The 18,132-nt window shown below is 64.2% G+C and carries 23 protein-coding genes, 1 tRNA gene and 1 other RNA gene; 16 read left to right on the top strand and 9 right to left on the bottom strand.

Going from position 1 to position 18,132, the window contains the following annotated elements; all coding sequences use genetic code 11:
• The first annotated feature begins 41 nt into the window (after positions 1-41).
• The 10 genes from VGP60_RS34265 (at position 42) to VGP60_RS34220 (ending at position 6,990) form a co-directional block, all read left to right on the top strand.
• Positions 42-545 carry a DinB family protein gene (locus VGP60_RS34265; protein ID WP_327552328.1) on the top strand — a complete coding sequence of 168 codons (504 nt, stop codon included), beginning with the start codon at positions 42-44 and terminating at the stop codon, positions 543-545.
• Positions 546-1,179: 634 nt separating this feature from the next.
• Positions 1,180-1,746 (top strand): hypothetical protein, encoded by a 567-nt coding sequence (locus VGP60_RS34260; RefSeq protein WP_327552327.1) that lies wholly within the window; start codon positions 1,180-1,182, stop codon positions 1,744-1,746.
• Positions 1,746-2,177 (top strand): hypothetical protein, encoded by a 432-nt coding sequence (locus VGP60_RS34255; protein WP_327552326.1) that lies wholly within the window; start codon positions 1,746-1,748, stop codon positions 2,175-2,177. The genes VGP60_RS34260 and VGP60_RS34255 overlap by 1 nt, the downstream gene beginning before the upstream one ends.
• Entirely contained in the window at positions 2,174-2,710 is a 537-nt protein-coding gene (locus tag VGP60_RS34250) for a DUF6879 family protein (protein ID WP_327552329.1), read from the top strand. Before VGP60_RS34255 ends, VGP60_RS34250 begins: the two co-directional genes overlap by 4 nt.
• Complete coding sequence (locus VGP60_RS34245; protein ID WP_327552325.1) at positions 2,685-3,554, top strand: helix-turn-helix transcriptional regulator; 870 nt, start codon at positions 2,685-2,687, stop codon at positions 3,552-3,554. Before VGP60_RS34250 ends, VGP60_RS34245 begins: the two co-directional genes overlap by 26 nt.
• 123 nt (positions 3,555-3,677) lie before the next feature.
• Entirely contained in the window at positions 3,678-4,829 is a 1,152-nt protein-coding gene (locus VGP60_RS34240; protein ID WP_327552324.1) for a radical SAM protein, read from the top strand.
• A complete protein-coding gene (locus VGP60_RS34235; protein WP_327552323.1) occupies positions 4,826-5,404 on the top strand; it encodes a PolC-type DNA polymerase III in 579 nt (192 codons plus the stop codon). Before VGP60_RS34240 ends, VGP60_RS34235 begins: the two co-directional genes overlap by 4 nt.
• Positions 5,382-6,032 carry a dTMP kinase gene (gene tmk / locus VGP60_RS34230; RefSeq protein WP_327552322.1) on the top strand — a complete coding sequence of 217 codons (651 nt, stop codon included), beginning with the start codon at positions 5,382-5,384 and terminating at the stop codon, positions 6,030-6,032. Before VGP60_RS34235 ends, tmk begins: the two co-directional genes overlap by 23 nt.
• Positions 6,029-6,385, top strand: a complete 357-nt coding sequence (locus tag VGP60_RS34225; RefSeq protein ID WP_327552321.1) for a hypothetical protein — start codon at positions 6,029-6,031, stop codon at positions 6,383-6,385. Before tmk ends, VGP60_RS34225 begins: the two co-directional genes overlap by 4 nt.
• Before the next feature lie 53 nt (positions 6,386-6,438).
• Positions 6,439-6,990 (top strand): hypothetical protein, encoded by a 552-nt coding sequence (locus VGP60_RS34220; protein ID WP_327552320.1) that lies wholly within the window; start codon positions 6,439-6,441, stop codon positions 6,988-6,990.
• Between the two features lie 158 nt (positions 6,991-7,148).
• On the opposite strand, the gene ssrA is transcribed toward VGP60_RS34220, so the two are convergent.
• Positions 7,149-7,520: a transfer-messenger RNA gene (gene ssrA / locus VGP60_RS34215) on the bottom strand.
• Between the two features lie 168 nt (positions 7,521-7,688).
• Between ssrA and VGP60_RS34210 the strand changes: the two genes are divergently transcribed.
• The 3 genes from VGP60_RS34210 (at position 7,689) to VGP60_RS34200 (ending at position 10,220) form a co-directional block, all read left to right on the top strand.
• Positions 7,689-8,378 (top strand): sensor domain-containing protein, encoded by a 690-nt coding sequence (locus VGP60_RS34210; protein ID WP_327552319.1) that lies wholly within the window; start codon positions 7,689-7,691, stop codon positions 8,376-8,378.
• Positions 8,378-9,511 (top strand): sensor histidine kinase, encoded by a 1,134-nt coding sequence (locus tag VGP60_RS34205; RefSeq protein ID WP_327552318.1) that lies wholly within the window; start codon positions 8,378-8,380, stop codon positions 9,509-9,511. The genes VGP60_RS34210 and VGP60_RS34205 overlap by 1 nt, the downstream gene beginning before the upstream one ends.
• Before the next feature lie 64 nt (positions 9,512-9,575).
• Positions 9,576-10,220, top strand: coding sequence for a response regulator transcription factor (locus VGP60_RS34200; protein ID WP_327552317.1), 645 nt, complete (start codon positions 9,576-9,578; stop codon positions 10,218-10,220).
• Here VGP60_RS34200 and VGP60_RS34195 read toward each other — a convergent pair whose 3' ends face one another.
• Positions 10,221-10,421 (bottom strand): hypothetical protein, encoded by a 201-nt coding sequence (locus VGP60_RS34195; RefSeq protein ID WP_327552316.1) that lies wholly within the window; start codon positions 10,419-10,421, stop codon positions 10,221-10,223.
• A 142-nt stretch (positions 10,422-10,563) separates the two neighbouring features.
• Here VGP60_RS34195 and VGP60_RS34190 point away from each other — a divergent pair, with 142 nt between their 5' ends.
• The 3 genes from VGP60_RS34190 (at position 10,564) to VGP60_RS34180 (ending at position 12,784) form a co-directional block, all read left to right on the top strand.
• The gene (locus tag VGP60_RS34190) at positions 10,564-11,022 is read left to right on the top strand and encodes a MarR family winged helix-turn-helix transcriptional regulator (RefSeq protein ID WP_327552315.1); all 459 of its coding nucleotides are present in this window, start codon (positions 10,564-10,566) and stop codon (positions 11,020-11,022) included.
• An 82-nt stretch (positions 11,023-11,104) separates the two neighbouring features.
• Positions 11,105-11,332 carry a hypothetical protein gene (locus VGP60_RS34185; RefSeq protein ID WP_327552314.1) on the top strand — a complete coding sequence of 76 codons (228 nt, stop codon included), beginning with the start codon at positions 11,105-11,107 and terminating at the stop codon, positions 11,330-11,332.
• 102 nt (positions 11,333-11,434) lie between these two features.
• Positions 11,435-12,784, top strand: a complete 1,350-nt coding sequence (locus tag VGP60_RS34180) for an acyltransferase (protein ID WP_327552313.1) — start codon at positions 11,435-11,437, stop codon at positions 12,782-12,784.
• Between the two features lie 3 nt (positions 12,785-12,787).
• On the opposite strand, the gene VGP60_RS34175 is transcribed toward VGP60_RS34180, so the two are convergent.
• The 7 genes from VGP60_RS34175 to VGP60_RS34145 all read right to left on the bottom strand — a co-directional run bounded on the left by VGP60_RS34175 (position 12,788) and on the right by VGP60_RS34145 (position 18,022).
• Positions 12,788-13,687, bottom strand: coding sequence for an amidohydrolase family protein (locus VGP60_RS34175; RefSeq protein ID WP_327552312.1), 900 nt, complete (start codon positions 13,685-13,687; stop codon positions 12,788-12,790).
• A complete protein-coding gene (gene smpB, locus VGP60_RS34170; RefSeq protein ID WP_327552311.1) occupies positions 13,684-14,163 on the bottom strand; it encodes an SsrA-binding protein SmpB in 480 nt (159 codons plus the stop codon). The genes VGP60_RS34175 and smpB overlap by 4 nt, the downstream gene beginning before the upstream one ends.
• A 102-nt stretch (positions 14,164-14,265) precedes the next feature.
• Positions 14,266-15,162, bottom strand: a complete 897-nt coding sequence (ftsX, locus tag VGP60_RS34165; RefSeq protein WP_327552310.1) for a permease-like cell division protein FtsX — start codon at positions 15,160-15,162, stop codon at positions 14,266-14,268.
• Positions 15,163-15,228: 66 nt separating this feature from the next.
• Positions 15,229-15,918: a cell division ATP-binding protein FtsE gene (gene ftsE, locus VGP60_RS34160; RefSeq protein WP_327552309.1), complete on the bottom strand. Its 690-nt coding sequence runs from the start codon at positions 15,916-15,918 to the stop codon at positions 15,229-15,231.
• Positions 15,919-15,988: 70 nt separating this feature from the next.
• Complete coding sequence (prfB, locus tag VGP60_RS34155; protein WP_327552308.1) at positions 15,989-17,092, bottom strand: peptide chain release factor 2; 1,104 nt, start codon at positions 17,090-17,092, stop codon at positions 15,989-15,991.
• A gap of 75 nt (positions 17,093-17,167) precedes the next feature.
• Positions 17,168-17,668: a PadR family transcriptional regulator gene (locus VGP60_RS34150; protein WP_327552307.1), complete on the bottom strand. Its 501-nt coding sequence runs from the start codon at positions 17,666-17,668 to the stop codon at positions 17,168-17,170.
• A 280-nt stretch (positions 17,669-17,948) separates the two neighbouring features.
• Positions 17,949-18,022: transfer RNA gene (locus tag VGP60_RS34145), tRNA-Met, on the bottom strand.
• Positions 18,023-18,132 lie beyond the last annotated feature (110 nt).

Below are 18,132 nucleotides of genomic sequence, written 5' to 3'. Positions count from 1 at the left end.
GAGACTGGCGGCGGACCCGGAAACCAGGCAAAACTGTGCCCATGACCGAACCCGCCAGAACCCTGAGCAATCCCAGTGAACTACTCACGGGCTACCTCGACTTCTACCGCGACGCGGCCCTCCGCAAACTGGACGGCCTCTCCGACGAAGCGTTGTGGTCGAGCCGCCTCCCGTCGGGCTGGGTACCGCTGGCGATGCTCAAACATCTGGCGTACGTCGAATTGCGTTGGCTGCGTTGGGGTTTCACCGCCGAGGCGATCGCGGAACCCTGGGGTGACCACGATTCCTCGGACAACTGGTTCCTCGCCCCAGACGAAACCTTCGACACCGTCAAGGCTTTCTTCCTTGAGCAGTGCGCACGCTCACGCGCGATCGCAGCCAATGCACTTTTGGAAGACCACGCGGCCCTAGGCGGCCGCTTCGGCCCGGACGACGAGCGGCCGACGCTGGCCTGGATCCTGTTCCACGTTCTGCAGGAGTACGCCAGGCACGTCGGCCACCTGGACATCGCCCGCGAACTCGCCGACCACACCACCGGCGAATAAGCGGTACGGCCGGAGCCCTAGCAGCAGTATCCGCAAGTAACGCTCAGCCGCCTCCGACGTCCCGGCACGAACCGCTTGCTGCAGCCCGGTCATGAGCCTGCGGAGATCGTCTCCGTGGCGTCCCCGCACAAAACCACCGCCCAACGAGCACACTCAAGCGATCCTGACCAACATCGTTTGCCGCAAGATCAACAAGAGGGTGTTACGAAAAGAAAAGTTAATGGGAGTTAGTAACCGGAGACCCCTGAGCTGCAAAGACGCAACAGGCATGTTCATCGCAAGCTGCCCACGTCATCTGGTAGCTTCTTCCTGCGGGCAGGTTTATGCCTGTGAAGCCCCTTGGCAATCGCCACCAGGGGCTTTTTTCGTTTCCAGGGCCTCCGTGTTTCAACACGGGGGCCCTTTCACGTCAGGAGACAAATATGCACCCGATCAACGAGACCGCCCCCGTGCTCGCAACCGTGGCATTGGGCACATGGTGTGCGACGACCTTGTACGCGATGCGCACTATCCGAGTCATCTCCTCGGCAGCCATCAACCGAGCGAAGCCCTGTGATCTGGCGGCGGTACTCGGCGCCTTGCCTGGTGTCCTGGGTAGGATCAGCCGCCCCCGCTCGACCTCGAGAGGGCTCATGTGAATCCGAGCGACCCTACCGCCAATGCCGCCATCCGTTCCGGCGACGACGACGTACTCGGCTTCGCACTCGATGAGTTGGATGAGATTGATGCCGTCTTCATCGTCTTACGCGACAGCTTCGAGGTGCCCATAGCAGGCTTGGTGCGCTTTCTTAAAGCAAGCAGCAAAAACGTCATACCAAACTACGACTATCTCGGCCATGTGCGCAGCATGCTCGCCGGGGCTCGCAAGCAGTTGTCCAGGGCTATAGCGGAGAGCGGTTTAGTTCGGGAGGATCTGGACTGGCAAAGCTCCCGCGCGGTGCGCGACATCGGGGCCAGACACGGAGTGAACCTCCTCAGACCGTGTGGGCATTGCCTTCAACAGAAGATCTCGGTGGTCGGGTCTATGGGCAGACCCCGCGAGTACTGCTCCAACTCGTGCCGGCAGGCCGCATACCGTAGGCGACAGGCCGACACGGTGGGTGAGGCCGCGCTCGATGATCCAGCAAAGGCATGGTGCCGTGCTTCGCAGGAATTGAGCGATGTATCCCGAACGGTCGACGATTCGGACTCATCGAACTGATGAAGAAGGACGCGATCAGACTGGAACAGATCGTCCTCCAGGACAACAATTTCATCGATGCACGCCGTGAGGACACCGTTTTTGCACGTCAGCACCGTGATCAACAGCATCGGCCAGTCCTTGTTGACGAACCTCGCCCCCTGGGTCACGATGAACGAGCAGATTTCTCCAACTTCGAGCAAGGAGACCCTATGCGCGCCCAGTTTCTTGGCAAAGACCCAGAGTCGACGGAAGGTGCGTCCCCGACCCTGTTTGCCACCGACAGGACCGACCGCGTCACCTATATCGCCCAAGGCTGGAAGGTGACCGACCCTCAGGTGCTCGCCGACGTCGGCCCCGTACCCGACCACGAGACTCTGATCGAGATCCCCGAAGATGTACTGAAGTTCTACGCCCGCCGCTACGCCGAAGAGAAGGGAACGGACAACTGACCCTCATCGAGCCAGGCCCGGAGTTCACCAAGCTCTTCGAGACCTTCGAGCACACGGCCTACCGGCTGGAGATGCGCGATCAGTACAACATCCCTCGTGAAGCCGAGCCGCTCAGCAAGTTCCTCGCCGGAGACCCGGACGTCTCATACCACGAGAACTGGTCGAACATGGTGCACCAGGCCACGGCCGAAGGACGCCTCTTCTCACGAGTCCGGGTGGTGAGCTTCCCGCTCACCGACTACACCCGCTTCGCCATGTGGATTGCGGGGTACACCCGAGAAGCGGGTGACGATATCCGCTACATCACGCGCGAGCAGGCGGCCGACCTACCGAAGTACGACTACTGGCTGTTCGACTCTCGCAAGCTACTCAAGATGCGCTTCACCGACGACGACCAGTTCCTTGGCGGGGAGATCATCGAAGACCCAGCCGAGATTGTTCAGCACAACTACTGGCGCGATGCCGCTCAGCATCACGCCATCGAGCGAGATGAGTTTGTCGCCAAGCATGAGCAACGGGACGACCGGCGTTGACGAAGCGCGCAACGCGCTAGGCAAACGGCTCCGCGAGCTTCGGGTAGCCGCGAAGGTATCCGGCAAAGAGCTCGCGGAGTCTTTGTCATGGGTAGGTTCCAAAATCTCGAAGATCGAGAACGGCAAGCAGTCGCCGACCGATGCCGACATCAGGGATTGGGCAAGAGCTACTAACTCGGAAGCCCAAACGGCCAGCCTTCTCGCTGCACTTCACAATCTTGAGCAGCAACATGCCGAGTGGAATCGGGTACTCAAGGCGGGCATGAGGGCTCATCAGCTCACGCTGTCGCAGCTGGACGAAAAGACTAAGTTTTACCGCGGCTTCGAGAACACGGTGATCCCTGGCCTGATCCAGACCCCGGAGTATGCCCGAGCTCGCTTCGCTCAGGTCGTCATGGTGCACAAGGTACCCAACGACATCAACGAGGCCGTCAAGGCGCGGATGCAGCGGCAGGAGATGCTGTACCGGCCGGACAAACGCTTTCACTTCGTTCTGACTGAAGCGGCCCTTCGCTACCGGCTGGTCTCGGCCGACATCATGCTTGGCCAGCTCGACCGCCTGATGGCAATCTCCACCATGCGCAACGTCAAGCTCGGGATCATCGGCTTCGAGACTCAGTACGTCACCGATCCCCGGCACGGCTTCTGGGTCTACGACGATCACGTTGTTCAGTTCGAGTCGTACTCGGCTGAGATCAATCTTCGCCAGCCGCAGGAGATCGAACTGTATACGGGCATCTTCGAACACCTGGCCGCCGTCGCCAGTTACGGTGCGGCAGCCAGAGCGATCATCACCCGCGTCATGGAAGAACTGGCCGCCGAGGCCGAATCCTCGGGCTCGTAATTTCCACGAATTACTAATCTCAAAGTTTTTCGAGAAAAACTGAGAAATTTTCTGGCGGCGTTGTATCCGTCTGCTTACTCTCCAGAAGCGCCCACCTCGCTGACCTTGGAGAAGAGCCGTCTGATGATCCCTATCCCTTTGCTCAGTCGCGAGCAAATTGCCCGTCTGCCCGAGCGCGCTCGGGAGGTTGTCGAGTACCGCAAGAGCGGACTGTCCCTCAACCACATCCAAGGCTGTCCGCTCGGCTGCGCCTACTGCATCCGGCACACCTACGGCCTGTGGGACGAAAACCAGCCGCGAGCGCTCATGACCGATGCCGCGGCCGTTGAAGAGCTGGTCAATCACCGCTACTTCCAGCCGCACGTCACGCCGATCCAGTTGTTCAACCGGGCCACCGAGCCGTTCTTGCCGAAGGTGCGCCCCCACATCTTCGCTGTGCTCGAAGACCTGGATGCTCGTGAGCTGACCAACCACGTCTTGGTGATCACGCGGCATCAGCTGAAGACCGAGGACATCGGCCGGCTCAACCGGCTCCAGCACCTCAAGGTGACGTTGCTGTTCACCTACTCCGGCATCGACAACAAGGACATCGAGCCGTATCCCTCACATGTCGCGGCCGACTCCCTCAAATTCATGAGCGCGCCCTCAAAACGCAAGTACCGAACAGTCCTGTACTGGCGCCCGCTCGTGCCGGGCTTGAACGACACCGATGAGCACCTGGCCGCCGCGCATGCGTTGAGCCAGTACGCTGATGCCACCGTCTTCACCGGCATGTTCTACCGCGACCAGATCGCCGAGTACTACAAGGCCAACAAGCTCCCCGAGCCGTACGGCGACACAGCCCGCCGCAAGATCGTGCCCGAGACGCTTGAACAACGCGTGCTCGACGTCTTCTCGAACTCATCGGCCTTGTTCCGCAAGACGTCCTGCGCCGTGTCGTACGCGCACAATCTGCCGGATTACAACGGCCACTACGGCATCCGGGAGCTCTGCGACATCTGTCCACTGAGTCAGCTCGAACTGTGTGCAAGTGCCCACAGCGTGCCGACTGCCGAGGACATTCACCAGATTGCCCGCGTGTTGCCCGAGGCCGACAGGATTCAGGTCGGCAGCATCAGCGAACGGGCGGCCGTCGTATCCGGCCTAGCCGTCGAACAGCCGCGCTATTTCCTGCAGCACGCTCTCGGCTTCCAGGTGCACGACGCACGCCACCCGCACCACGCGAACCGACACGGCCGCGCGGACATCGGTTGGAAGGAAACACCTATCTCATGACTGACTGGAAGAAGCTCAACTACGTGGTTGTCGACGTCGAAGGCAACGGTCAGCAGCCGCCCGATTTGGTCGAGCTGGCAGCCGTGCCGATCGTCGGCGGAATCGTCGGGGAGCCGATGGAGTGGATAGTCCGACCCGAGCAGCCGATTACCTCGTTCGCTCGGCGTATCCACGGGATCACGAACGATGAGGTTGAGCACGCTGACACCTTCGCGGACGTTGCCCATCAGGTGCGGGGGACGCTCGATGTCGACGCTCTGATCGCCCACAACGCGCATGTCGATGTCGGCGTGCTGCAGCGCAAGCTCGGCGACTGGATATGCCCCGAGGTGTTCGACACGCTCAAGCTCGCCCGACGCTTACTACCTGGCACGAGCAGCTACAAGCTTGGTTCGCTCGTGGACAACTTCGACCTGGCCACGAATCTGGCCCCAGACCTCAAGCCGCATCGGGCTGGATACGACGCGCTGGTTACGGCAAGGCTCTTCGTCCATCTCGCAGGCCGGCGGACGTTGGAAGAACTCCGCAACCAGCCGACAGGAGGGAGCCAAGATGACGCCCCAGCGCTCTTCTGACTGCAAGCGCGGCTTGTTCATCAGCGTCGACGGACCGGGCGGCGCAGGAAAGACGACCATCGTTCGCCACCTCGCTCAAATGCTCGTGGCACAGGGCGAACATGTGCACGTCACAGCAGAACCGTCCACAAGCTCCATCGGCAAGCTGGCTTGGGAGCTGACCGAGACCGTGACCGGCCACGCCTTGGCCTGCTTGTACGCGGCCGATCGCTACCACCACGTTGAGGCGGAGATCAAGCCACTCATCAGGTCGGGACACATCGTCATTTCCGACCGGTACGTCGCCTCTGGCCTGGTCGTTCAGCGCTTCGACGGCGTCGACCGCGAGTTCCTTTGGCAGCTTAACGAGGAAGTAGAACGGCCTGATCTGGCCATCATCCTCGAAGCTGACCCCGATGTGATCACCCAGCGGCTGAGTGAGCGTGGCCCGCACAACCGCTTCCAGCTCGCCCCGGACAGCAGTCACCATGAAGTCGAGTACTACCGGCAGGCCACCGAAACCCTTGCTGCGACTGGTTTTGACATCTTGCGGGTCGACTGCAGTAGTCGGCCACCAGAGCAGTCCGCGGCGCTGATTCGCAATCGACTGGCGGCACTTCTCACGCCGAGCGAGGTGCTGAGCTCGTGAACGCCTCCGCCACCGATGAGGAAGCGGTCCGCCTCTACCCCGAACTCCAGGCTCTGGTGACCGCCCGCCAGGCCGGCTGGGTCATTCGCGCGCTACACGACGAAGGCGAAGCGGTTGGAATCGCCGGAAGTTACAGCCGCCAGCAGTACACCGACGCCCTGTTCATCTTCGACCGCACCAACGTCAGCGCCGCCCGCGTGCTCGATGACTCCTACGGCGGCGGCTGCGTCTGGTCGAAAGAGGGTTCCGACCTGCAAGAGGTCGTCTACGAGTTGCTTAGCTTGCCGGAACCAGGTCAACCGGGTGCACCATCGCTGGTCAAGCGCTCAAGCCTGCTCTGGACACCGCGATGAACGCGCTCGCTCAGGTAAGCGGTGAACTACCCACCCACACCGAGGTACCCCGAATGCGTGAAGAACCTCGGTTCCATGACTCACTCGACCTGGTGGCACTGCCCACGGCTATCCCCGTTGCCCGGATGTTCATCGCTGACACGCTGCGCCGGTGGCACGCCCTGTTCATCGAAGACCACATGGAAGCCGTCGCCGTCGAACTGGTGACCCTGTCCATCGACGCAACCGGCCCGGCCGAGGAGACGAGCTGGTCGGACATCACCGAACTCAACCCGATCAGACTGCGGATGCTCGGCTATCAGCGGCACATCGTCTTCGAGGTCACCGACGCGCACCCCGAAGCGCTCGCGCTGGCCGACAATGTCGAACTACCCCCAGACTCCGGCCTTGGCCTAGTCGACGCGCTCGCCAGCAACTGGGGCTCATCCGTCGCTCCGCGGGGACGGGTCATCTGGGCTGAGCTAGCCGTCTACGAACGCACCGAGGTTGGTTTGCCATACCGCCCACGCAAACCATCACCAAAACCTCCTCATCGTCCCCTGACAACGCCTCCCCGTGACCTCGACTTCCTGGCCCGGGTTCGAGACGGCTTGGAGCGCCTGTAGGCCGCCAAACCCCTGGATGGCACCACCGCCACTAGGAACAAAGATCAAGAAGAAACGAGCTTCAGGTCAGCGAAAACAAAAGCGGCCCCTTCCCGAAGGAAGGAGCCGCTCTCGTTCGTCTCAGCGGGGCGACCCCGCCCCGAGGGGCAGGACCACATCGGTGGAGGTGCCGGGAATTGAACCCGGGTCCTCTGGCGGTTCATCAGGGCTTCTCCGTGCGCAGTCCGCTAAGTCTCTACTTGGCCCCATCGGTCACGCGAACAAGCCGATGCGACGAGCCCAGCCACTGTTTGTTTCCCAACCAGACCCCGTAGCCGAGCCTGGCGGTGATCCTCCTTGCTGATGCCGGTACCCGAGCCGGAGGAACTCCCGGACCGACAGACTCACACTGCTACTTAGGCAGCAAGTGCGAAGTCGCGCTGGGCATTAGCCTTGGCGCTTATAGGTTGCGATGACGCTTACAGTGGTCTCTCGCCTGCACTGGCACGCTTCACCTGAATCAACGTCCAAAGTCGAAACCGTTCACCCCCGCTGGGTTGTGTATGCAACCTCTTCATCATAACGCCCCCGGCAAACGGGATATTTCCCGCCGCCCGGGGTGGGGCTAACCCCACCCCGCGGATGCCCGTGCGCACCATGGCAGGTGGGGGTCCGCGCAGGTCATGCTGGTTCCTGTCACCAAAAGGAAGGAGCCGGCCATGACCTCGCTACCGGTCGAGCACGACGGTCACCGGCAGAACGCGCCGGTCGGCGGTTCGCTGGTGTATCTGCTGATGAACCTGCCCCTCGGGATCGCCGGCTTCACGGTGCTCTTCACGCTGCTCGTGACGGGTGTCGGCACGGTGATCGTGTGGGTGGGGCTGCCCATCGCGGCGATCGCGATCCTGGTGGCTCGCGGCGCGGCGAAGGTGGAGCGGGCCCGGGTTTACGCGCTGCTCGACACCTACATCCCGCTGCCGTACCTGCCGTTGCCGGTCGGGTCGCAGAAGCTGCGGTGGACGGCGCGGCTGAAGGACGGTTCGACGTGGCGCGACATCGGGTACTTCTTCGTGTTGTTCCCGCTCGGGATCATCGAGTTCACGCTGGTCGTGACGTTCTGGTCGACCAGTTTGGCGCTCGCGGGCCTGCCGATCTACTTCCGCTTCCTTCCTGAGGGTGCTTACCACTTCCCCGCGTGGAACGTTCGCTGGCTCACCGTCGACTCGACGGTCGAGGCGCTACCGTGGGCGGCACTGGGGGTCTTGTTCATCGCCCTGTCCATCGCGCTGACCCGCGCGATGGGCGGGTTCCACGCTCGCCTGGCGACGGCGATGCTCGGCCCGACGGTGGCGCAGCGGCGTCGCATGGAAAACGCGTGGGAAGACGCCGACGAGATGAGCAGGGTGTGATGGCCGAACGACCGGCGACGCTGGAGCAGCCAAGGCCCAATCCCTTCCGGGCGATGGGGTTCATGCTGGCGAGTTTCGTGCTCCGCATCATCCAGTTCGTCCTCATCGTCACCGGGATGGCCGTCGGTATCAGCACGGTGGTGGTCTGGATCGGCATCCCGATCCTCATCGCCACCACCGGGTACGTGCGCTGGTCGGCCGACGTCGAGCGCCGCTGGCTGCGCAAGGCGCTGAACACTCCGGTTCCCGACGCCGAGCGGCTGCCTACCGAGGGCGCGAGCCTGTTGCGCAGGTGGCAGACCCGCCTAACCGACCCGACGACCTGGCGTGACCTTCTCTACCTGATCATCGTCTTCCCGCTCGGCGTGGCCGAGTTCGCCATCGGCGTGGCCGCGATCCCGCTGTTGCCGCTGGCGATCTGGGTGGTGCCGTGGATCGGCTGGGCACACGGGCAGCTGGCGATCAGCCTGCTCGGCCCGAACCAGACGAAACGGCTCGAGATCAAGGCCCAGCGGCTCCAGTCGTCCCGCGCCCGCGGGGTCGACGCCGCCGAAGCCGAACGTCGCCGCATCGAGCGTGACCTGCACGACGGCGCCCAGCAGCGCCTGGTCGCGGTGGCGATGAGCCTCGGGCGGGCGAAGTCGAAGTTCGACAACGACCCGGACGCAGTGCGCGAGCTGATCGACGAAGCGCACATGGACGCGAAGCTCGCGGTGTCGGAGCTGCGTGACCTGGCCCGGGGCATCTACCCGGCCGTGCTCGGCGACCGTGGCCTCGACGCCGCGCTGTCGGCACAGGCCGCGAAGTCGCCGATCCACGTCGACGTCGAGGTGACCATCGATCGGCGTCCGCCCGCGGCGGTCGAAACCACCGCGTACTTCATCGTGGGCGAGACGCTGACCAACATCGCCAAGCACGCCGGCGCGACCGAGGCCGGGGTGAAGGTGTGGCGGAGCGACGAAACGATCGTCGTCGAGATCACCGACAACGGCCACGGCGGCGCGGAGATCAGGCCGGGTGGCGGCCTGGCGGGCCTGGCGGACCGCGCGGCGACCATCGACGGCGTCATCACCGTGGTCAGCCCGCAGGGCGGGCCGACGGTGATCCGGGCCGACCTGCCGTGTACCTGGTGACCCGTTCGTGAGTGAATAGCGGTGTTCTGAACACCACGAAACACTCACGACACTGGGGGCCCGCATGCGGGTAGTGATCGCGGAGGACGCAGTCCTCCTTCGGGCCGGGCTTATTCGGCTGCTGGCCGACGAAGGCATCGAAGCGGTCGCCGCCGTGGACAACGGCGACGACCTGCTCGGCGCGGTCACCGAACATCGGCCGGATCTGGCGATCGTGGACGTGCGGATGCCGCCCACCTTCACCGACGAAGGCCTGCGTGCCGCGATCGGTGCCCGCGAGGCCATTCCCGGGCTGCCGGTGCTGGTGCTTTCGCAGTACGTCGAGGAAAGCTACGCCGTGGAGCTGCTTTCCGGCGGTGCCGGCGGGGTCGGCTATCTGCTCAAGGAACGTGTCGCCGACGTCAACGACTTCATCGACGCCGTCCGCCGGGTGGCCGCCGGTGGCACCGCGATCGATCCCGACGTGATCGCCCAGCTGATGGCCCGCGGCCGCAAGAACCCGCTCGACGCGTTGACGGCCCGCGAGTCCGAGGTGCTCGGCCTGATGGCCCAAGGCCTGTCCAACACGGCCATCGCCAACTCGCTCGTCGTCTCGCACGGCGCGGTGGAAAAGCACATCGGCAACATCTTCGCGAAGCTCGGCCTCGAGGCCAGCTCGGTCGAACACCGCCGCGTGCGGGCCGTGCTCACCTACCTCGGCCGCACGTAACTATTGCGCCCACGGCGGCGCGATCGTCTGGCCGTTCAGGCTGCCCAGCATCCCCTTCGACGTGCACACCGTCAGCAGCGCGGGCTCGGTTCCGGGGTTGCTGAGCCGCAGGTGGGTGTCCGGCGCCTGGAGCGACGTCGAGCGACCAGATCGCCAGCTCAGCGGAGCCGCGGCTGGGCACGGCCAACGGCCGGAAGACAAAGCTCCCGTTCTCGATCACGGGGGCTTCGGACAAGGTCGCGAGTGTCATGAGATCCTCCAGATGGTCAAGTAGATTGACGAGTAAAAGGTAAACCTGGTTGACCAAAGTAGTCAAGCTAGTTGACCAAGTAGGAGTTTAGTGATGCTTCAAGGCGACCTGCCCGCCCTGCTCGCGATGAGCTTCCGCGCGATCATGGATCAGATCCACGGCCAGCTCGCCGCCGACGGTTTCACCGACGTCCGGCCGGCACACGGGTTCGCCTTCCACTTCCTGTCCCACCGCTCGGGCGCGACGGCGGTCGAGCTCGGCGAACACCTCGGCATCACCAAGCAGGCGGCCGTCCAACTGGTGGACGAGCTCGAGAAACGGGGCTACGTCGAGAGAACACCGCATCCCACCGATCGCCGCAGCCGCCTGATCACGCTGTCGCCCCGCGGCTGGCAGTGCATCGAACAAGTTGTCGCGCTTTCGCGGAAAACAGAGGATCATTGGGCGGGACTTGTCGGCGAAGACAGGTTGACGAAGCTCCGCGAGGATCTTGTGACTTTTCTCGGGGACGCGTCCCGGGAACAGACCGTTACGCTGCGCCCTGTCTGGTAAAAACTCTTCACCCGATCTGACGGCGGCACCGCCCGCTTCGCTCGCCTAACATGGGCGAAAGCGTGGCAGCGAAGGAGTTCCGATGGCAGCTCCGTCCGAAGAGAACATCCGCTTCTTCGGCGGACCGTTGGATGGCCGCGTTCTCGAACTCGGCGATACCGAACCGGTGCGGGGCACCGTGATGCGGCATGTTCATCTCCACGACGGCCCGAAGATAGAAACGCACTACTCGTTGGACTACACCACCGAAAGCGGCTGGGAGTACCGGCTGTGCGGCGTGGCCGATCAGGACGGCGTCGTCGAAACTTAGGCCGGGTAGGGCGAACCCCACCCCAGAGCTAGGGAAACCCGAAGATCGGTACGGCGGCTGGCCCGGCTGTTTTCCGGCCCGGAGCCGACCAGGCTTCAGGGCATGGAAACCAGTCAGAAGCCGGAAGTCAAGCCCCGGCGGGACATGTTCCTCGACGTCGTGCGCGCCGGCGCGATCCTCGCGGTGATCACCCAGCACTGGACGATGCCGGTGCTCTCGTACTCCGGTGGCCAACTCGCGACGGGCAACGCGCTCGCGACACCCGGCTGGTGGCTTTTGACCTGGGCCTCGCAGGTAATGCCCATAGTTTTTTTCGCCGGTGGCGCCGCGAACCTGATTTCCCTGCGGCGCGCGGCGTCTTCGCGTGACTGGCTGGCCGCACGCGTGCGCAGGCTGTTGCTTCCTGTCCTGCCACTGATGGCGGTGTGGCCGCTGGTGCCGGACCTGTTGCGGGACATCGGGATTCCCGAGCAGCCACTCCAGGTCGCCGGCGCGATCGCCGCGCAGCTGTTGTGGTTCCTCGCGGTCTACCTGCTGACGGTGTTGCTGACGCCGCTGATGGTCGCCGCGCACCGCCGCTGGGGACTTCGCGTGCCGGTCGTCATGGCCGGTGCCGCCGTGCTCATCGACGTCGCCCGCTTCAACGACTTCGGCCTGATCGGCTACGCCAACGCAGTGTTCGTCTGGCTCGCCGTGCACCAGCTGGGTTTCCACTACACCGAAGGACGCCTCGGCTCGCTCAGCCGCCGCGCCGCGCTCACGATGTCCGCCGCGGGCTTCGGAATCACCGCGCTCATGGTCGCTTTCGGCCCGTACCCGGCCAGCATGATCGGCATGCCCGGCGCACCGGTCTCCAACATGAGCCCGCCGACCGTGGTGCTCGCGTTCCTCGCCGTCGGCCAGATCGGCCTGCTGCTGGCCGCGAAACCGGCTCTGAACGCCTTCGCCGCCCATCCGCCGGTGGCCACCGCGCTGCGCTGGATCGGGCCGCGGTTCATGACCGTGTACCTCTGGCACATGCCGGCACTGGTCGTGGTCGCCGGGATCACCGTGTTCGGCTTCGGTTACGCCACCCCGGAACCCGGCACGCCACTGTGGCTGGCCGTCGCTCCCGCCTGGGTCGCGGCGACCGGCCTGGTGCTCTACGGGCTGCTGCGGATGTTCAGCCAGTTCGAAACGCAGAGCAAACTGAGCGGCACCGTGACCGCGAACCTGCCGCAACTGGTCGTCGCCGGTCTGCTGGCATCGGGTGGTTTGCTCGGCTTGGCGGCGCACGGTTTCACGAAACCTGTCGACGCCGGGGTGTTCTCCGGCCCGGTGCCGTGGGTCGCGCTGACCGCTGTGAGCTTCCTCCTGGCAGGCCGACGTGTTCCGGTGGCCAGGATGTCGGCGTGGACCCTCGGCCACGCTCTGGCCCTCACCGAAGCGACGCGGATCCGCCGTGCACGCTAGGGGTTACGAGCCGCCGAGCAGCTTCGCCGGGGTGTCGTGCAGCACCGACCGCAGGAAGGGTTCCCCCAGGCGGGGGTCCTCGGCCCAGCCCGCGATCGCCTTGAGCTGCGTCGCGTACGAGTACGGGATGTTCGGGAAATCCGTGCCCAGCACCATCCGGTCGGCACACTCCACGACGCGGTCCGCCCAGTCCGACGGCGAAGGCATCATCTGCTCGGTGAACGGGACCCCGACCATCGTGGTGTCCAGGTACACCCGCGGGTACTTCCGGGACAGCTCGAAAGCCGCCTCGTACTCGGGCATCCCGGCGTGCGCGAGCACCGCGGTCAGCCGCGGGTGCTTGGCGAGCACGCCATCGAAGACGTCTAGCCCGGTGTGGTTGCCTCGTAACGGTCCGTGTCCACAGTGGACAACCACCGGGACGCCGGCGTCCGACAACGCGCCCCAGGCGTCGTCCAGCAGCGAGTCACGCGGGTCGTACGCACCGACCTGCACGTGGGCCTTGAAGCAGCGCGCACCGGCCCGCAGTGCGGTGTCCACATAGGACTTGGCGGAGGGCTCGGGGTAGAGCGTGCCCGTCGGCACCGCTTCCGGGACCTGCTCGGCGAAGTCGAGGGCCCACTGCGTCAGCCACTCCCCCATCCCCGGTTTGTGCGGGTACACCAGCGGAGCGAACTGGCGGACACCGAGCGCACGCAACGTTTCGAGCCGCTCGCTCTCCGGCGTCCGGTAGTGGACGGGCCACGGCGTTCCGTAATGCTCTTCGGCCTGGTCGAAATACGCCCAGACCTTGTTCATCACGGGTTCGGGCAGGAAGTGCACATGGATGTCGACGAGACCGTCCAGGCCGAGTGAAGCCACCCAGGCCGGGACGTCCTCATCGGACTCCGGGGCGCCGGTCAATCAAACCGTCCCTTGAGGGCCCGGCCCATCGCTCGGCTCACTTCGCGCGAAGCGTCACGCTTCGCCAGGTCCTGCCGCTTGTCGTAGGACTTCTTGCCCTTCGCCAGCGCGATCTCGACCTTGACCTTGCCGTCCTTGAAGTACAGGGAAAGCGGGACGATGCTGAGCCCGCTCTCCTTCGTCTTGCCGATGAGCTTCTCGATCTCGCGGCGGTGCAGCAGCAGTTTCCGGTTGCGCCGGGGCATGTGGTTGGTCCAGGTGCCCTGCACGTACTCCGGGATGTGCACGTTGCGTAGCCACACTTCGCCGTCGTCGACCGTGGCGAACGCCTCCTGCAGTGACGCCTTGCCCGCACGCAAGCTCTTCACCTCGGTGCCGACGAGCACGAGACCGGCTTCGTAGGTGTCCAGGATGGAGTAATCGTGCCGCGCTTTGCGGTTCGACACGATGACCTTCTGGCCGCGTTCTTTGGGCATATGACGACTCTACGTGACTTGGTTGTAAGGGAGCGATCGATTACTGCGACGCGAAGCGTTTCCGTGAGGGGTGGTGGTCGGGCGACGGTGTGGGCTACTGGGCTACTGGCGGACGTACAGGCGCAGCGTGACGTAGCCGGTGATCGCGGAGATCAGCACGGACACGGCCAGCAGGATCGGCGCCACCGGGAAGAACACGTCCAGGATGGAAATCTGCGGGATCACCGGGACGATGCCCAGTGCCGAGTCCAGGAACCCCAGTTTCAACACGAGCAGCAGGCCGACGGCCAGCACCGCGCCGATCGCACCGGCAACCACCGCCTCCAGGAGGAACGGCAGCTGCGTATACCAGCGTGTCGCGCCCACCAGGCGCATGATGCCGACTTCTGTCCGCCTGGTGAAGGCCGAGACCTGGATCGTGTTGGCGATCAGCAGGAGCGCCGCGATAGCCATCACCAGTGCGGCGGCGAACGCCAGGTCACGGCCAGTGTTGAGCAGGCCGAAGAAACGGTCGAGGAACACCTTCTGGTCATCGACCTTGGACACCCCGGGCTTGCCGGTGAGCTCCTCCACGATGACCGCGCCCCGGCTCGGGTCCTTCAGCTTGACGCGGAACGATGCCGGCAGGGACTCCGGCCGGGCCAGGCCGACGAGTTCCGGCTGGCTCTGGAAGATCTTCTTGAAGCGCTCGAAGGCGACATCGCGGTTTTCGAAGATGACCGACTGCACGCCCTGATTGCTCTCGATCTCCGAGCGGAGCTGCTGACACAACGGCGTCGCGCAGCTCTTGTCGTTCGCGTTGATGTCCTCGGTGAGGAACACGGTCACTTCGACGTCGGCCATGAAGTTGTTCTTCATGGTGTCGATCGTCTTCACGACCAGCAGCCCGCCACCAAGCGTGGCGAGCGATACCGCAGTGGTGATGATCATCGCGATGGTCATCGTGATGTTGCGGCGCAGGCCGGTGAGGACCTCGCTGAACACGAAACTGGCACGCATCGGGGTGGACCTGTCCCTTGTGGGTCGGGGGCGTTCGGAGCGGTGGAGCCGGGTGGGGCGCGGGGGTTATCGACCCACGCCGTACACCCCTCGGGCGTCGTCTCGGATCACCCTGCCGAGCTGCAGCTCGACGACCCGGCGACGCATCGAGTCGACGATGGAGTGGTCATGTGTCGCCATCAGGACCGTGGTGCCCGTGCGGTTGATCCGCTCCAGCAGCAACATGATGTCCTGGCTGGTGTCCGGGTCGAGGTTTCCGGTCGGCTCGTCGGCGAGGAGCACCAGCGGCCGGTTGACGAACGCGCGGGCGATCGCCACCCGCTGCTGCTCACCACCGGAAAGCTCGTTGGGCAGCCTGTCCGCCTTGCCCTCGAGGCCGACCAGTTCGAGGACCTCGGGGACCACCTTGCGGATGGTCAGCTTCGGCTTGCCGATGACCTCGAGCGCGAACGCGACGTTCTCGGCGACGGTCTTGTTGGCCAGCAACCGGAAGTCCTGGAAGACACAGCCGATGGTCTGGCGCAGGCGCGGGACCTTGCGCCGCGCCATCTTGGCGACGTCGAAATTGGACACAAGGACGCGGCCCTTGCTCGGCACCTCTTCACGCAGCAGCAGACGGAGGAACGTCGACTTCCCCGACCCCGAAGCGCCGATGATGAAGACGAACTCACCCTTGTCGATCTCGACCGACACCTTTTCCAGTGCGGGACGGGTCGAGGTCTTGTAGACCTTGGAAACCTCTTCGAGCCGGATCACGATTCGGCATCCTACCCATGCCGCCCGTTAAGCCCTGGTTGCCTAGGCTTATTGGCGGCGTGGCAATCGATTACGCGTTCGCGGACTGCTTGCGCCAGCGGATACCGGACTCGAGGAAACCGTCGATGTCGCCGTCCAGGACGGCCGACGGGTTGCCCACCTCGTACTCGGTGCGCAGGTCCTTGACCATCTGGTACGGGTGCAGGACGTAGGACCGCATCTGGTTGCCCCAGCTGGATCCGCCGTCCTTCAGCGCGTCCATTTCGGCCCGCTCTTCGATCTTCTTCCGCTGAAGCAGCTTGGCCTGCAACACCTTCATCGCGGCGGCCTTGTTCTGCAGCTGCGATTTCTCGTTCTGGCAGGAAACAACGACACCGGTCGGTATGTGGGTAAGACGTACCGCGGAGTCGGTCGTGTTCACGCTCTGCCCACCGGGGCCCGACGATCGGTAGACATCGACGCGGATGTCTTTTTCCGGGATGTCGACGTGGTCGACCTCTTCGACCTCCGGCAGCACCTCGACATGCGCGAAGGAGGTCTGGCGGCGGCTCTGGTTGTCGAACGGCGAGATGCGCACCAGCCGGTGCGTGCCCTGCTCGACCGAGAGCGTGCCGTAGACGTACGGCGCGGTCACCTTGAAGGTGGCGGACTTGATGCCCGCTTCTTCGGCGTAGGAGATGTCGTAGACGTCGGTGGGGTACCCGTGGCGCTCGGCCCAGCGGATGTACATCCGCATGAGCATCTCGGCCCAGTCGGCCGCGTCGACGCCGCCGGCTTCGGAGCGGATGGTCACCACCGCGTTGCGGTCGTCGTACTCGCCGTTGAGCAGAGTTCGGACCTCGAGCACGTCGATGTCCTTGGACAGCTGCGCGAACTCGGTCTCGACTTCGGCGAGGCTCGCCGAGTCTCCTTCGGCCTGGGCGAGCTCGTAGAGCACGCCCACGTCGTCCAGGCGGGACCGGAGCTCGGATACGCGGCGCAGTTCACTCTGCCTGTGCGAGAGCTGGCTGGTGACCTTCTGGGCGGTGTCGGGGTCGTCCCACAGGTTGGGGCTGGATGCCTCCTCCTCAAGGGAGGCGACCTGCGCACGCAGGTCGTCCAGATCCATCACCTGCTCGACCTGCGACAGCTTGCCGGCAAGGTCCTTCAGATCTGTATCGAACTCGAAGCTCACATCGGTCCACATTACGGCAAAACCCGCGGCCGCCTTACTCGGGAACGACCGCGGGGTCGCCGGTGAAGCTGGAGCTCAGGACTGCGGGATCGATTCGAGCAGTTTCAGCGCGGCTTTGGCGTGCGCTTGGGCGAATTCTCCGACCGCCTTGGCGTAGGGCCCGTCGGCGGACTTCGTCGCCACCTTCGCCGCTTCGAGTTCCTGCGTGTAGGTCGTGCGCGCCGAGTCGAGCAACGTTGTCCGCTGCTTGACGGTCAACGAGCCGGCGTGGACGAGACGCAGGATCAGCGGGCTGCGGAGGTGATCCGGTCCGGGTTCGGTGGAAAGCCAGGTCTTGAAGGCCTTCTTACCCGCGGCGGTGATCAGGTATTGCTGGCTGGAACGCGGCCCCTGCTTGCCGAGGCGGACGAGACCTTCCTTGGACAGCGCGGGAAGCTCGCGGTAGACCTGGCTGCGAGTGACACTGAAGAAGGCTCCGAAACGCTCACCCGCTCCCGCGACCAGTTGCCCACCCGTGGCGGGACCGTCGTGGAGCAGACCAAGCAGTGCGGCGGCTGTTGCATTCAATTCGGACACCTGTCTACGGTCCCACTTTCGGGCGCATGTGTCCACAGTGGTCTGCCGTTCTGTCCATTGTGGCTAGTGCGATGCGCTCATTCGGCCCAATATCCCGCCTAGTCCACAGTGGACTTGAACACACACCGCAACCACTACCCTCCGATCAGCCCAACCCCCGCACAGACCCGCACGCCACCCTCGGTAATCGAATACTCACTCCCGTGCACCCAACCCACACAAACCAACCGAAACACAAAAAAGGCCCAGACTGTGTTTCCACAATCTGGGCCTTACTTTGTAGCGGGGACAGGATTTGAACCTGCGACCTCTGGGTTATGAGCCCAGCGAGCTACCGAGCTGCTCCACCCCGCGCCGTTGCCTTACAAACAAAAGACTACAGCCCGCCCCAAACCCTTTTCACCCACCCCCCCTAACCAAGATCCATCCCCCTGACCAGCACAAATCCCAAAACCCACCCCCCA

It is taken from the genome of Amycolatopsis sp. (assembly GCF_036008905.1).
Lineage (GTDB): Bacteria > Actinomycetota > Actinomycetes > Mycobacteriales > Pseudonocardiaceae > Amycolatopsis.
Note: the sequence above shows the minus strand (reverse complement) of the source record. Positions and strands in the feature narration are given on the sequence as shown.